Origin of the sequence: Zhenpiania hominis, assembly GCF_014333425.1 — a bacterium.
In the GTDB taxonomy this organism is placed as follows: Bacteria; Bacillota; Clostridia; order Peptostreptococcales; family Anaerovoracaceae; genus Hominibacterium; species Hominibacterium hominis.
Map to the genome: position 1 here is coordinate 1 of NZ_JACRYT010000010.1, position 16,241 is coordinate 16,241.

A 16,241-nucleotide genomic window follows, 5' to 3' on the forward strand; every position below is an offset into this window, starting at 1 on the left:
AAACTGACGAAGCAGAGGATATACATAAAGAACCGAGGAAAGATAGAAGCGAGGGATTTCAAGGACAAAGACAGAGGAAAAGGCAGCTATGGTGAATATGCAGAACGGATCATAGAGGAGGCCTGCGAGGGAGCGATTGATTTCAGCATATTTGAGAGGAGAGAGCCTGTTTTCGATGGAAGCAGCGGAACCCAGACACTGATCAGAAGCCTTAGCATGAACAGAGGCATACCGCTAAGCTAGATGATAATCATTTTGGATCTGTCAACCAAAAACTCCACAACAACTTGACACCGCCGGAAGTCTTTCCTACATTGACAATCTTTGTCGTGTAGGTAGCGGTATCTTTCGCCTCTCCATCATGATTGTGTATATAGAGATCCGCTTTTTCCGCCGGTTCGCCGCCAATAGTCAGTTCGCGGGCGTAATAGGTGTATTCGATTTCCTTTCCGTCACCGTCTACATCGTATTTCGCCAGGTCATCGAATGTGTCCTTCCATCCATTTCCGGAATTCAGCGCCAGGGTAACCTGTTTACCGTCAGAGCCTTTTACCGCGTCTTTTGTCTCATCTTTCTCGCCTGTCGTGCGGTACAGTCCTACTACCACTTCCTTCTGATCCGCGGTTTCCACGCCGCCCCATACCTTCTCAACGTCCAGGGATGTCAGCTGCGTATTGGTGATGTCCAGATCGGTTACCTTATTTGTGTAGCCGTTCGGCAGTACTTCGTCAACGGTGTAGGTAATCCGCTTTCCGTCCTTGTCATACTCATCCAGATTTTCGAATGTGTATTTCCAGGATCCTGCCGTGCTGTTGCCCGTAATCTCCTGTCTCTTAACTTCCTTATCGTTCGCGTAAAGGATAACGGTGATCTTTTCCGGACGCTTGTTATCCGCGTTACCTCCGTCTCTCCATACTTTTTCGCCGGAGATATCGATCTTATCAGTCAGAGTATTGGTGAAGTCGGTTCCATTCTGCGTATCCGCGTATTCGTCGCCGCTTGTCGCCGCGTCCTTCGGTGTCGGAACGGTTTCTGTCACCTTATACGTGTACTTGTTTCCCTTCTCATCCGCTGCCGGCAGATCGGAGTATGTGTACGTCCACTTGTCTGTATCCGTATCTTTCCAGGTCGGTTTCACATTCACAGTTTCCGTCTCGCCGCCCTGAATCTGGCGGGTCAGAGTCAGTTCCAATTTGTCCGGTCTGTTCTGATACGCGTTTCCGTTGTCCACCCAGGTCTTGCTTCCGGTAATGGAAGTCTTTCCTACGTTAACAATCTTTGTCGCGTAAGTAGCCGCCTGTTCGTTCTCCGAATCATAGTCATATACCTTATAGAGATCCGCTTCTTTAACCGGGTTGCCGCCAATAGTCAGTTCACGGGCGTAATAGGTATATTCGATTTCCTTTCCGTCACCATCTACATCGTATTTCGCCAGGTCATCGAATGTGCCCTTCCATCCATTTCCGGAATTCAGCGCCAGAGTAATCTGTTTACCGTCAGAGCCTTTTACCGCGTCTTTTGTCTCATCCTTCTCGCCTGTCGTACGGTACAGTCCCACAACGACTTCTTTCTGAGCGTCTGTTTCCACACCGCCCCATACCTTTTCAACATCCAGGGACGTCAGCTGTGTATTGGTGATGGTATTGCCGTTTACCGTCCTACTGTAGCCTTCCGGCAGTACTTCGTCAACGGTGTAGGTAATCCGCTTTCCTTCGGTATCGTATTCATCCAGCCCACTGAAGGTATAGCTCCAGGTTTCGTCTGCCGTAGCGTCGCCGCTGTCAATCGTTTTGGTCTTAAATTCGGTTCCATTCTTGTAAAGTACAACGGTAATTGAGTCCGGACGCTTGCCATCGGCGTCGTTTCCGTCTCTCCATACTTTTTCACCGGAGATGCTGATTTCACCGGTCAGCGTGTTGGTCAGGTTGTTGCCACTCTGGCTCAGCGTATATCTATCATCGCCGCTTACCGGCTTTGGTATCGATTCTTCCACGGTATAAGTGTACATTTTGCCATCTCTGTCTGTCGCCGGCAGATCTTTGTAAGTGTACGTCCACACGTTGCCGTTTTTCGTCCATTCCGGAGTCGCGTTTACCTTTTCATTGCCAGCGCTTCCTGCCGCCTGACGGTATAATGTCAGCGTCAGCGTATCCGGTCTGGTCTCATATGTGTCATTATTATCCTTCCAGGTTTTTGTACCGGTAATATCGATCTTCACAATATTGACGATCTTTGTCTTATTTGCCTGATCATGGTAAACAATGTCATAGATATAGTCTATTGTTTCCTTATTGGCCGGTTTACCATCTATCGTCAGTTCACGGGCATAATAGGTATAAAGGTTGCCCTTCTTATCGTACTTCGGAAGTCCGGTAAAGTTCCCCTTCCAGGAATTATCCTTATTCAGGGTTACTGTCTTCTGGCTTCCGTCAGTGTTCTTTACAACATAGTCCTCATCGGTTCCTTTGCTGTCAGTAATTGTGCGGTACAATCCAACTACAACATTTGTACCCTTTACAGTGCCGCCCCATACTTTCTCTACGGAATAGCTGACCGCCTCTACGTTTTTGTAGATATAGGACGGGTAGTTTCCTACTTTTCCAATCTCCGCGTCTTCCTGAACGTATCCGCTCGGTACAGTTTCAATCACTCTGTACTGTGTCTTTCCGTCTTTCAGTTCGCTTCCCGGCATTACTTCCGGCAGATCGTTCCATACCGCCTTCCAGGATTCGTATTCGTGGAACGGTACATACTGGGATGAAGTTGGATCCATCACTGCTGCGGACGCCGGGGTTCCGTCTACCGTCACCGGACTGCTGACCGTTTTCCAGCCAGAAGCGGTCTTATACTGCGCGGTAAGTTTGACGGGTGTAGTCTTTCCCGCATTCAGGGTTCCCGGATTCCACTGCTTTTCACCGTAGATCTTTGTTGAATTCAGTGTATTCGTAGCCGTCGTTTTCTTATCTGTCGCGGACTTCGGATCATCATAGGTCACAGTATACGTCTTATTATAGGTATCCTCATTCTTAAGCACTGTCTGATCCTGATCGGTATTCAGTTCTCTTGCCCGATAAGTATAATCCTTTCCATTCAGATCCGTCTTTGGCAGGCCTTCGATGGCCGCCTCAACACTTTTATCGCTGTTGGTTCCATAAAGGGTTATGGTCAGATCCTTTTCTGCTGATTCGTTTGCTGCTTTCACCCTCACATTTTCCCACTTTTGGTTATCGACTGATTTCTGGATTACAAAGGTTGTTTCCCAGTCATAGCCCGTGCGTCCGGTGTCCGGACGGGTATTGTACAGGTTGTTATTGTCGCCTTTCCATACTTTCTCAACCGTAATATCCGTAGTCGGCAGACGGTTGGTATGAATTGTTTCGGTGTCTTTAACAGATCCGCTAACTCCCCATTCGAAGATTCCAGTACTGTACTTGTATTTATATGTAGTCCCGTCATCTTCTATAACCGTAATGTTCTGTGTTGCCTTCGGATCGCTGTTTCCATACTGAATAGAAACTTCCACTACGCGGTAATCAACCTCATGTTCGTTATCTTCTTTATCCTTGATCCAAGTAGGAAGATTGCTGAAATATCCAGTCTTCCACGCGTTCGCATCATTGATTCTTCCCGTCTTTGTTGTCTCAAATATGTAATCACTAAATTCCGCGTTGTACGTCTTATCTGACAGCATTGTTCTAAAGTAGCCGTTATCACCGCCTGCATCCATCCATTTAGCCGCCTCTCCGTCTACTGGCTTATCCGCGGCCTGCAGCTTAAAGGTTACCGTCAGATCCGTTCCCAGATAGTCATCCGTAATCGTCTTTCCATCCGAATCTACCCACTTCTTTGTAAATGGCTCGGAAGTCTTAATGCTGTTGGTCAGATCCGCCATATTTATAGCACTCTTTCCATCGTTTGATCCGCTGACAGTTCCATCGGACGGAGTTACATTATACTTTGAATCTGAATCTTTCTGTTCTGTTACCTGATACTTCCAGACCATACCGTTAGGCGCGTATTTTTCAAGCTCGTCATTGCCGGTTCCTTTGATTTCATAGGTCCATGTATCGCCGCTCTTTGTCCATTTAATATCATAATCCGTCTTATTGTTCAGATCCTGATCCATACCATTATCCTGATCTGGCTGTGAATCCGCTGAACGAGTTACGGTCAGTTCAATGTCATCCGGACGGAAGCCGAAGGCATCACTGTAATCCTGCCATATCTTCTTTCCTTTCAGCGTTACTTTCTCCGTCTCGTTCTGCTGGTTTTTAAAGGTCGCCTGAATTTCAGACTCCGTTTTCGGCTGCAGTCCTTCGACTTTCACGCCTTCCTGATTGCAAGTCTCTACCTGCAGATCACCTTCTCCCGCATAGGTTTCGTATCCGTTCAGATTTGTCTTCACTTCCTCAACCGTGTAGATATAAGGAGAGCCATTTGGTGCATAAATATCCAAATTTTCGAAGGTATGTGTCCATTCTACCGGGCTATTTTCATTTTTCTCATAAGCCTCTTCTACCTCATCGGAAGTCCATATTTCTGTTTTAGAGAAACTTGTATCCTTTACTGTTTCGCCCGTATTGTCTGTATAGGTTCTGGTCAACTTGAACTCCACTGCCGGATAAGCTTCCGGCTTGTCGTTCTCCATCGGCAGATAAAGGAATTTCTTGATTCCCAAGGATCCCTTCGTACTGTTGTATACGTTATCCATGCGGTAAGTGTGGCTATCTTCCGCGTCGTAAACCTCCGTCCACTCCGGGCTGGTCCAGCCTTCCGGCCAGGTTACATCTTCGTCCAGTTCATAACTGTACAATTTTCCGTTTTCCGAATTGTATTTCGGCAGCTCTATCGGATGTTCTTCTGTGCTGACAAATTCCGGCGTTCCATTATTAAATTTAACAACATTCTCTCCTTCGAACTTGATTTTGAAGACATAGGATCCCTTTGATTTCAGCTTCACCCATTGATCTTCTTTAATGGTCAGTGTCGCAATCTGTTTTCCGTCACCCGTTTCTCCGCTTACTTTCTGCAGCACTTTGAATGTTACTGTCGGCAAATTTACGTCTTCATATCCGGAAGGCAGGGAGGACCATACCTTCTGTCCGCGGATGGTTACTGTATCAAAAATGGAATTGATAAAGGTTCCGTCTTCCTGCAACGCATAGTATTTGTCATCAACCTTGATCGTATAATTATTGTCCTGCTTTTCTTGTACAGTTTCCGTACCAGCCGGATCGCCGTTCATTTCATAAGCAACATCCGCATAGTCAAATTCTTCATCATTAACCTTTGTTTTTTCCACGGCATAGTACATAATTTCATAGCCGAGGCTGTCATATTTCGGAACATTATCCAGAGTTACCGTCCAGTACGTGTACTTCTGATTTTCATCTTCCGCTGTCCACTTATAGTCCTTCTGGAAAATACTCGTCTCTGTTGTAATTTTTCCATCTGCTCCCTGAACATGCTTTACCTGGTAGATATCCAGATAGATGTCCGGACGCTGGCCTTCGTTGAAGACATAATCATCCTTCCACTTCTTATACCATTTGATGTCTTTGTTCCCCTGTAGGCGGTTGGTTACATCGACCGTCTGTTTGTCGCTGTCATGCAGTTCTCCAACCACATAGCTGGTCTGTGTTACGGAAGTCTGATATTTTGTCAGTGCCTCATAAACAGTTTTATAATCCGCTTTCAGCTCATTCCAGTCAACCACTCTGCCGTCTTGATCAACTACGACTTCCTTGATTTCATAATTTACAATCTTTCCTGTTTTATCGTACTTCGGAAGATTGTAGAAATAAATCTCGGAGGTATCATCCGCAAAGGAAATATTCTGGACGGAAGAAACTCCCTTTCCATCCTTATCCTTAATTTCTGTCGGGCTGTTCGGCGCGATAGTAACGGTATCCGCTGTCTTGTCTCCATAACCTTCTCGTGTAATTTCATAGTAGTCTTCCCTCGCTGTCATTTCTGAGAAGTTCACTTTCATCGCTAGGAACAGACTCGCATCATTTAACGCCTCCCTCAGCTCGGAGCGGGTCTTTCCACTGTCCTTTCCGTCCGTCCAGGTCTTAACAGCAGTCAGATCCACATTTCCAAGTCTGCGGTTGTCTACCGTGTAAATCGATTCATTTTCTACCTTTTCTTTGTAATAAGTCGCTTCATATTTATGTTCTTCTGTCTGGTACTGAATTGTGGTGTTCTCATCCGGCTCTTCCGGGTCTTCATAGTTTGGCGCAGTATTGGAATCCAGCAGGTAGTCTGTCAGAGGCACTTTCGTATCGCCTACTTTTTCTTCCAGAATATACACATCTTCTTCCGGATCCAGATAGCCGATTCCCACCAGCTTGTTCCATACGCCGTTCTCACCCAGAATGGCGGTTCCAATCTGCTGATCTTTCTCGTATACTTTTCCGTCTTCTTCCGTAGTAATGTTTTTATTTACATAAACATTGACTTTTACCTTTCCGCGATGGGCGGTATCACTGTTGTCCGTCCATTCTTTACGCACCATGATGCGGTTTCCGCCGTGGCCGTTATAGACAGTGGTCTTATAGTTGCCGTCTTCATCTCTTTCTGTTTTATAAGTCGGAATGTAGTCTCCCAGATCGCCGGTTTCCAGCAGCGTGTATTCATATACGCAGCCTTCTTCATCGTACTCCGCCAAAGGTTTGACCGTCGCTTTCCAGCTTTCTGTTTCCTGCGCGTAAATTCCCAGTTTTTTATTTACAAGCGTTTCCTTTGAATCCGGTTCTCCGTCCATTGTAAACTCAGCTACCGGCTCGCCCAGACCTTCTCCGCTGACCGCACGGTAGATCTTAAAAGTCACTTCCGCGCCTTCCGGAGCATCGATTTTTTCTCCATCCTCACCGACCCATACTTTTTCCACGTCATAGCGAATCGTGTCCGCGATGGAGTTGATTACAGTCAGCGTTCCTGTTTCTTCATCCGTTGTAGAGTCCGAACGGTACAGAACATTCTTTCCGCTCTGATTCAGCGTAAAATACAGACCATCTTCCCGTTCTTCCAGGAGGTTCGCGGAATTACCCTGCGTCACTTTACTTTCTACCCAGCGATATTCCAGTTCTCTTCCCAAATCGTCATATTTCGGCATTGTACGGGAGAATTTCGTTCCGGACAGATTTTCCGCATAGAAGTCATCTAAAACTTCGACTTCTTTTGTGTTCTGCCAGGTATCTTCGCCCTCGTCTGCCGGACGGGACTGAAGCGTTACTTCAACGGCAACATCTTCAAATTCCGCCTGGAAAGCCGCCGCTTTCCAAATTTTTACGCCGTCTACCGTTACCGTATCCGCAATCCGGTTTGTCAGAGTTCCTCCATTATACAGGAACGTGTTATTATCTTCCCGTACAGCATTGCCTCCGCCGTTATTAACGGTGTCTCTCACAATGAGCTTTCCATTTTCTTCTACAACCTCTCCGAAGATCTGGTCGTAGCTGTTGGCGTCACCTCCGTCTTTCGCGGTGGAGTCCAGATATTCTCTGGCCACGTAGATGTATTCATACCCTTCCGGGTCATATTTTTCCAGAGTGGGTTCCCCGGTACCAAGAAGGCCTTCCGGTTTTCCGAACTCAATGGTCTGCGTCGCATTTCCATCCAGCGTAATCGTCAGGATATCACCCTTAGCATCGCGAACCGGCGCTGCGGAAGTATAGGCTTCACCGCTGCGGAATCTCCAAAGCTGCACTTCACCTGCCGGACGTTTTTCCTGCGCGTTGTCTACGTCTTCATCATTCCACTTTTTTACCGCTTCATAATCGGTCTTTCCGGTCAGAGTCAGATACAGCGTTCCGCCATCGTGAATTTTGTTGACAACCGCGCCGTAATTCGGAGCTTCGGAATTGTCATAGGAAATTGCGAAGTAATCCGGCACAAGGCGCTGAACTTCAACTTTTCCTTCTTCCGTACCCTCTTTTTCTTCTACTCTGTAAGTAATTCTGGAACCATCCAGATTATATTTCCAAAGGTTTCCGTAAGTCATTTTTGAATTCGGATTTCCATTGGTAAAATTCAGCGTTTCCGTTGGTCCCTTTAATTTTTCGTGAAATTCCTTGTTTTCGCCGCAGGAAGCCATCAGCTGGAAATGACCTTTCACCGCATCCGCGATTCCGCTCATATCCGTCTTGTTTCCCTGTCTTACTGCGACATCAAACGCGAATTCCGTCTTCAGAACATAGTACCATCCTGGTTCTGTCAGATCACATTCGTACTTGTCCTTCATCGTGTTCAGATTCTCTTCGGTCACATCCTCTCGATCGTATCCATTTACCGCTTTCGGATCGACCTTCCATTCAACCTCGAATTCTCTCTGAACACCATACTTGTCCGTATAAATAACCTTTGAAGGCAATTCTTTTATATTGATCGTATACCGATTTACGCCATCCAGGTTCGCACTGGCGCTGTCCGACTCCGGAAATCCGTTCTCATCCATATCAAACAGCTTTCCGTTTTCTCCGTTCAGCACGGTCCAGCTTTCCCAATCTCCATCTTTCTCCTTCATACGGTAAGACAACGTCCAGTAGTCCTCTGCGGCCACGTCCGGACGAAGTCCTTCTTCATCACGATTGTCCGCCCAGAACACATTCTGTGTAATACCTTCGCCATATGTAATGTCTTTCTCCGCCTCTTCCAGATTTCCTGTGAAGGCATCCAGCACATTAGCAAACACCGCATCCATCTTCAGCTGCTTTTTCTCTTTCGCCGGCTCCTGTCCGTCCGCGGACGGCTGCTTACTTTCGTCTTCTACATTATTCTCTTCGCCGACAGGCGCGTTCTGTTCTTTATCGTTATTTTCTTCATCGTTTGGTGTGTTTTTTTCATCATCCTGCGCTGCTTTTTCCGGCACACTAAGTGACAGGACTTTGCCTTCAAACTCAAAGGCTACCTGTTCTGCTTCGTCCCCGTTCTGAGCATCGTCTTTTGCTTCAGTCGCAACGGTAACATCCTCTTTTGTAACTTCGATTTCCACATCTTTTTCCGCGTTTTCCGGAACCTGGAATTCGATTTTCTGCTTCAGATCATTGCTATCCTGATCCAGGGTAAAGCAGAGGTGAACATCTCCGTTTTCCTGTTTCTTCATGGAAATCTCCGGAAGTCCTTCTTCCGTCAGCTTCACAGCTTCATCCAGTTGCCCCTCTTCGTTTCGGAACTGGGCAAGGGCGTCCGCTTCTTCTTTGTCAAGTCGGATTTCCACATCCGCCGAAGCTGCCGGACCGTTTTTATTAAGAGAAGCTTCGAGCTGGACGTCACCTTTGCTCTCATCCTCCCTCTCTCCGGTATCCGGGAGCCATTTTACAGAAACAGCCGGATTGTCTCCGTCTTTTTCATCACCCGTTTTCGCGGGCTGCTGTTCTTTCTCTGTTTGATCTGTGTTTTTTTCTACAGTCTTTTCAACCGTGGTTTCGACGGTACTGTCTGTCGCCGCGGCCACAGCCTGCATCGGCATCATGGTTACCACCATAACCACCGCCAAAATCAGGCTTAAAATTCGTTTTTTCTCTTTTACGTTCTTTTTCATTACACACCTCACCGATCATGATTTCCTATTTGCAAAATGCAAAAATAGTTTTGTAATTATGACCTATTATACAGACCTCCAATTACATTTCAGTTACATTTCACAGTTTGAACAAACTTTTTTCAAATTTTTATTCAAATTTGTTCTTTTTTCTGTAACACGGTCAAATGCCAGCACCAGATCACAGAGATCCGGACAAAAAAACTAGGCAAATGAATTTTAACGAAAAAGAAGGAGCCGGGGCTTCTTTTTGACCCAGGATCCTTCTTTGTTTTCAGGCTATGCCTGTTTCACAGCCGCTTTCCTGCTATTTTATTTTTTTAATAGATTTCTGTTCCTTCCGTGAACAGCCAGAATTGCCATCACCGTAATGGCTGCCATCATCGCCAGCGCAAGCAGCGCGACGCTGCTGTCATCGCCCGTCTGGGTCGCGCTTCCCGACGCGCTGTCCCCGTTATTTCCGGAACCGCTCCCGCCTTTCGCGGCGGCTTTCGCTTTCTCATAGCGGTTCACGATGGTTACGCTGCCCTCGGTGTCCTGTGTATCGAGAACGACTTTCCCGTTTTTGACAGAAGCCTTATACTCCACGCCCTTCGCGTTTTCCACCGGAGTTCCGTCCTCATCCACTTCTGTAATGTAATAAGTGGCGGAGTCCTCTTCATTAAATGGAACCGAAATCTCTACCGTCGTTTCACTTTCATTATCCAGCACCAGCGGCACAATCATCTGCGTCCCATCGTCGTTTGTCAGAGGCTCGGTAAAGTCCGCGTCCTGAAAGATACCCGCGTAATACACGTCCTTGACATTATAATCGTCCCCTTTCAGAAGAACCTGCTTTGTAATGCGGATCGTGCCTTCATAGTAATAACCTTCATAATCCTGTATGTTGCGGAGATCCATTCCGTCCGCTTCTGAAGTATAACCTTCTACATAGCCTTCCTTTACGGAGTACTCGTAAGCGTTTCCGTCTTCATCGCACTCCGGCAGATTTTCAAAGGTATATTTCCAGTCGTCCGCCGCTGTTACGGTTTTCGTATATTTGTCGCCGTTTTCATCGATGTAGTCTTTTCCGTTCTGCTGCAGGATCACCTGAATCGAAGTTGGACGGGAATCGGCGTCTTCATCCGCCCAGGTTTTCGTTCCGCTGACGGAAATATTCGGAATCGCGTCATTTTGCGCGTAGACTCTCAGTCCGCTTGAGGCCTGTGTTACCCAGTCCGGAATATCGGTAATCTCCGAGTTTCTGCTCAAAATAATGAAAGCCTTTGGTGTCGAATCCAGCATATAGCCGTCCGGAGCCGATACCTCCTGATAACAATACCATGTATCGTAAGACAAATTGTTGAACACGATACGGCCGTTTTCATCGGTCACGTACGTATCCACCTTTTCCAGGTTATCCGCTTTCAGGCTCTCTTCTTCGCCCTTTGTAACATCTTTTATGACTGACAGCTCAAATTCCGCGCCGGACAGCGTCTTTTCGGCATTTTCGGAATCCACTTTACAGATCGTCAGCTTTGGATTTCCGGTGGCGGTTGCCCGGCTCTGTTCTACGACCATCTCGCGTTTGCTTTCCACTTCAATCAGCTTCGTATCTTCCGCCTGCAGCACAGCTGTATTGTTCATATCTACCGTATCGCCGGACTGTCCCTGCACATAGGCTTTGTATGTGATTTCCAGCGGCGTTTCATCCGGAAGGGTTAACGTAAAGCGGTTTTCATCCGAATCAATAGCGAGAGTATAGTCCTCCGAAGTAAGCGTTTCTCCGATTTTCAGGTTTGTAATCGCAATCGTTCCCGGCACCAGCGATAAGTTATCCGACATGGTGTCGATCAACTGAATCGTTCCCTCGCTGCCTCCCAGCTTTTCACCAGCCGGATTGACGGTCAGCTTATAATTGGCGTAAGGCGCGGTATTTTCGTTATAGGATACCAGCTCTTTGCTGAGCGGGGTATACTGAATGGTCTTTTTTGCCTGAACCTCCGGAAGCTTTTTGCTTCCGATCTGAAGCCGCGCGGTATTAATATATTCGGCGCTGTTTTCGCGTTCAAAGAAGTCCTCGTCCGTGATCTTTGTGACGATCTTCAGTTTTACTTCCTGTCCGGAGGCTCCTGTCAGCGTGGCCGTAATCTTTCGGCTGCTCTCATCATAATCAAAGTCCGCCGTGACTCCGCTAGCCGGAGACGTAACGCTGCCGCTTACAAATTCCAATCCCTCCGGCAGCGTATCGGAAATGACTGCCGCCGCGTCTCCAAAATCTGCTTTCTTGCTGTTTACCGTCAGCGTCCAGGAAAAAGTCCTCTCCTGTTCGCTGAAGTCATCATTGGCCGTCTTAGACAGATAGTTTGACGTGCTGTATTCAAAATTAGCGCTTGATTTCCATTGATAATCACTGATTTCCAGAGTTCCGGTGTTGGTATACGTATTCTTGGTCTCGCTGGGGAAATCTCCTTTTGACGTATATGTTATTGTAACCGGAGCTTTTACTTCCCTCTCAAAGGTAATCGTAAATTGACTGCCGCTCTGCTTCAGTGTGTAGTCCTCTCCTTCCTCCAGCGCGCTGTCGTTTCCGGATTCTTTCACGCTGAGATCGAGGCTGTCTTCTTCAAACCAGTGTTCACCACCGTCTGTAACACTCAGCGTATCGGTATATACCGCGCCTTTGGGGATGCTTGATTCCATTTCTTTATCCGAAAAAATATCTTTTTTCTCATTCTTAAGGGTTGTCGTCCAGTTTAGCGTCCCGGATTCCAGATCATAGCCGCTTAAGGTCTTGCTCAAACTGTATATGCTGTATCCGACATTCAGGGTGGTACTGCCTTCCGGAGTTCCGCCGCTGTCTTTGTAAAGCTCCAGGGTATTAGAAATCGTTGTATTCAGGCTCTGAGCAGTGGGAATCGTGTAATATTCAAAGATATAATAATACGCTCCTTCTGTTTCGGTATACTCCCAATACTTCTGATTTCCGGTCAGTTGGATGGTTTCCTTTTTTGAATAAGCGGTTCCTTCCGTATCCTCATCCGCAGCCGCGGAAGTTTTGTACTTAGTTACAGTCAAATCTCTTTCCGCGTCAAATTTTTGGTTTTCATCCAGTGTGTCCCGAAATGTCCATCCCTTCAGATTTTGCCCCGGATCACCGTTGGCGTAAATGACATAACGGATACTCCCGTCGCTTTGAACGGTCCCCGTTTTTTTGAACCACAGCTTGGAAAAGCTCTGGCTGTCGCTGGCGTTTGCGGACGTGTCTTCTTCCGTACTTACGCTGACCGTATTTTTTATGGTTTTGGATACCTGGACGGTTCCGTTTTTCGTTGCGGTTCCCATTCCGTCCGAGTAAACCGAATCGTCCACGTCAGCGCAGTAAGTGAGCACCAGTACATCGCCTTTCTCCATAGTTCCTTCCATCCGGAAATCTACCTTCTTATTCTCATTATCCCAAACCGCGGTTACATCCGTTACGCCCGGCGCCTTTGTATTGTCGAAGGAAAGGCTGTCTGTATCATAAGCAATATAATCTTTGCCGTCTGAAAAGGCGTCCGACGCAGTGATCCCCGTCAGATCCATCGTATTGTTGTCGTCTGCCGTAATGGTCACCTGGTATTTCAGACGAGCTGCCGCGTTCCGCGAGACAGTCTGCTCTGTATGGGATTTTTCGACCTTGATTCCTGCGTGTTCTTCCTCTTTTTCCGGCTCTACTGTTACTTCCAGAGTAATGTCGCCGATGGTAATGGTGGTTGTTTCTTCGCTGCTACCCGCGGCCTGCAGATTCAACTTTCCATCGAAGGAAATCATTCCCTGAATTCCCGTTCTTCCGTCTTCCGTAAGAAAATCCTCGCTCAGCGCAATGGTTATGACGCCTTCTTGGGAAATCTCATACGTCCCGATTTCATCCGCTCCGTCATACACCGTCCCTTCCTGTTTTGTCTGGATTTTAATTTCATCCGGCAGTGTATAAGTAAAGGTGTCCCCCGGGTAAACGATAAAATCCTTGGAGTCCATCTTCTCCGGAGCTTTATACTCAATTTCCATTCTGGCTTCCGCGTCTTTGGCGACCGTCTGATCCGTAACCTCTTCGTATTCTCCATCGGAATTTTTCACCATCAGCACAGCCGATGTAATCCATTCGCTGAAATCATACTCCACCGGTTCCCTGGCTGTTTCCTCCTGTGAGGTTCCCGGCGCGCCGCCTTCTTCACCTGTACCTGCCTGCTCCTGCGCGTATACGATGCCGCTTCCCGAAACAATCGTTGTAAGAAGCATCATCATTGACAGAAGCAAACTGAATATCCGTCTTTTTCCGTTCCTCTTCATCTCGCTTTCCCCCTCATTCTCTGCCATATATTCTGTGGAAAATTCTATCTGAGAATATTATAGGAACAAAAACGTTACCTTTTGGTTACATTTTGCCTTCCAATTTGAAAGTTCAGTTACACTTCACAATTTCCAGACGAATCCTTAACATTGGTGAATTTTTTTCACAAACCCGACAAAAAAGAGACTGCGCATCGGGGGATTTCCCGCCCGCTCGTCAGTCTCTTTTGCGTTCAGAAGGAGCCTCTCTTTTATTTCATTCTCTCCTGTTTTACCTTATGGTCCACTACATGCCGCTTTGCCAGTTCCGCGGTTACGTCCTTCATTTCAATACCTTGTTCCACCATCATAACCATAATATGATAAGCCAGATCCGCGATTTCAAAAATCGTTTCCTCTTTGTCCTGCTTCGTGCCGGCGATAATCACCTCTGTGGATTCTTCGCCGACTTTTTTCAGGATCTTATCCATTCCCTTATCAAAAAGATAGGTCGTATAGCTGCCTTCCTTCGGCTGGGTTTTACGGCCCCGGATCATCTCATAAAGTCCCTCATAGGAAAACGGCGTTTCATCTTCCGCCTGATACACTTCATTAAAAAAGCAGCTTTCCGCGCCTGTATGGCAGGCAGGTCCGTCCTTGATGACCTCCACAACCAACGCGTCCTGATCACAGTCCGCGGTAATGCTTACAACCTTCTGGCGGTTGCCGCTGGTCTCGCCTTTTCTCCACAGTTCCTGACGGCTGCGGCTCCAAAAGCAGGTATAGCCTTCCTTCATGGTAATATCCAGAGATTCCCGGTTCATATACGCCACCGTAAGGACCTGCTTGCTGTAATAATCCTGGACAATCGCCGGGATCAGACCCTTTTCGTCAAATTTCAGTTCCATAAGCTTGCTCTCTCCTTAAAGGCGCACTTCCACGCCTTCCTTTCTCAAATACTGCTTTAAGTCGCGGATCCCGATCTCCTTAAAATGGAAGATACTTGCCGCGAGCCCCGCGTCCATTCCCGGATGACGGAACAGTTCCGCGAAATCCTCCATCTTTCCCGCGCCTCCGGAGGCAATGATCGGTACGGAAACTCTGGCCGCGATAGCGTCCAGGAGCTCCAGATCAAATCCGTCTTTGACTCCGTCCGTGTCGATGCTGTTGACTACCAGCTCGCCCGCTCCGCGGTTCACGCCGTCTACTGCCCACTGCAGCGCGTCAATTCCGGTATTTTCGCGTCCGCCTTTGGAAAACAGGCGGAACACGCCGTCCACTCTCTTAATATCCATACTCAGCACAACACACTGGTCACCGTATTTTTTCGCGCCCTGTTCAATCAGATCCGGATTGCGGATCGCGCCGCTGTTGACGCTGACCTTATCCGCGCCGCATTTCAAAACGCGGTCAAAATCATCCAGCGTATTGATCCCGCCTCCCACAGTCAGCGGAATAAAAATCTGAGACGCTACATCCACCAGAATATCCGAAAACAGCGCCCGTTCCTCCACACTTGCGGTAATGTCATAAAAGACCAGCTCATCCGCTCCGCTTTCGTTGTAAAAGCGGGCCATCTCCACAGGATCCGCTACATCCTGAATTCCTTCAAAGTTAACTCCTTTTACCACTCTGCCGTTTCGAATATCCAGACAGGGGATAATCCGTTTCGTAATCATAGTCCTTGATTTTCTCCTTACTCCGCCAGACGCAGCGCCTGTTCCAGATCCAGCAGGCCGTCATAAAGCGCCTTTCCCAGAATCGCTCCATATACCACGTCTTTCAGCTGCGTAATTTCCTCTTCAAAACTGATACCGCCGGAAGCCACAATATCCAGCTCCGGGATCTCCGCCAACCTGCGGTACGCTTCAAGATTTGTGCCTTTCAGGCCACCATCCCGGGAAATATCCGTGTAAATTACAGTCTTTACGCCAATTTGGGAAAGATAGCGGCAGAACTCCATTCCCTCCCGCTCTGTAACTTCTTTCCACCCGTTAATCGCTACAAATCCATCTTTCACATCCACGCCCACGGCGATCTTTTCTTTGTATCGGGAAACCATCTTTTCCAGAAACTCCGGATCTTGAACCGCAATGGTTCCCAGAATCACTCTGCCGACTCCCAGATCCAGATACTGGCAGATCCGTTCTTCATCCCGGATGCCGCCTCCGACCTCCACAAAAAGATCCAGGTCTGAGATAATTTCCTTAATCGACTGGAAGTTCACCAGTTTTCCATCCTTCGCGCCGTCCAGATCAACCAGGTGAAGATTTTTCGCGCCTTTCTCTTTAAAGGACTTTGCCACATCCGCGGGGTTCCTGCTGTAAACGGTCATCTGATCGTAATCTCCCTGAAACAGGCGCACCGCCTGCCCCTCCCGCAGATCAATCGCCGGAAATAGCTCCAT

At 47.5% G+C, this 16,241-nt stretch carries 6 protein-coding genes; 1 reads left to right on the forward strand and 5 read right to left on the reverse strand.

Going from position 1 to position 16,241, the window contains the following annotated elements; genetic code table 11:
• Positions 1-243, forward strand: a 243-nt coding sequence (locus H9L42_RS09820) for a hypothetical protein (protein WP_187302588.1), incomplete at its 5' end; no start/stop codon positions are given.
• Positions 244-250: 7 nt separating this feature from the next.
• Here H9L42_RS09820 and H9L42_RS09825 read toward each other — a convergent pair.
• The 5 genes from H9L42_RS09825 to hisA all read right to left on the reverse strand — a co-directional run bounded on the left by H9L42_RS09825 (position 251) and on the right by hisA (position 16,241).
• A complete protein-coding gene (locus H9L42_RS09825; protein WP_187303234.1) occupies positions 251-9,544 on the reverse strand; it encodes a Cna B-type domain-containing protein in 9,294 nt (3,097 codons plus the stop codon).
• Between the two features lie 312 nt (positions 9,545-9,856).
• Entirely contained in the window at positions 9,857-13,855 is a 3,999-nt protein-coding gene (locus H9L42_RS09830; RefSeq protein ID WP_187303235.1) for a Cna B-type domain-containing protein, read from the reverse strand.
• A 251-nt stretch (positions 13,856-14,106) separates the two neighbouring features.
• Positions 14,107-14,742 (reverse strand): bifunctional phosphoribosyl-AMP cyclohydrolase/phosphoribosyl-ATP diphosphatase HisIE, encoded by a 636-nt coding sequence (gene hisIE, locus H9L42_RS09835; protein ID WP_187303236.1) that lies wholly within the window; start codon positions 14,740-14,742, stop codon positions 14,107-14,109.
• A gap of 15 nt (positions 14,743-14,757) precedes the next feature.
• Entirely contained in the window at positions 14,758-15,513 is a 756-nt protein-coding gene (gene hisF, locus H9L42_RS09840; protein ID WP_187303237.1) for an imidazole glycerol phosphate synthase subunit HisF, read from the reverse strand.
• Positions 15,514-15,530: 17 nt separating this feature from the next.
• Positions 15,531-16,241, reverse strand: coding sequence for a 1-(5-phosphoribosyl)-5-[(5-phosphoribosylamino)methylideneamino]imidazole-4-carboxamide isomerase (gene hisA, locus H9L42_RS09845; RefSeq protein WP_187303238.1), 711 nt, complete (start codon positions 16,239-16,241; stop codon positions 15,531-15,533).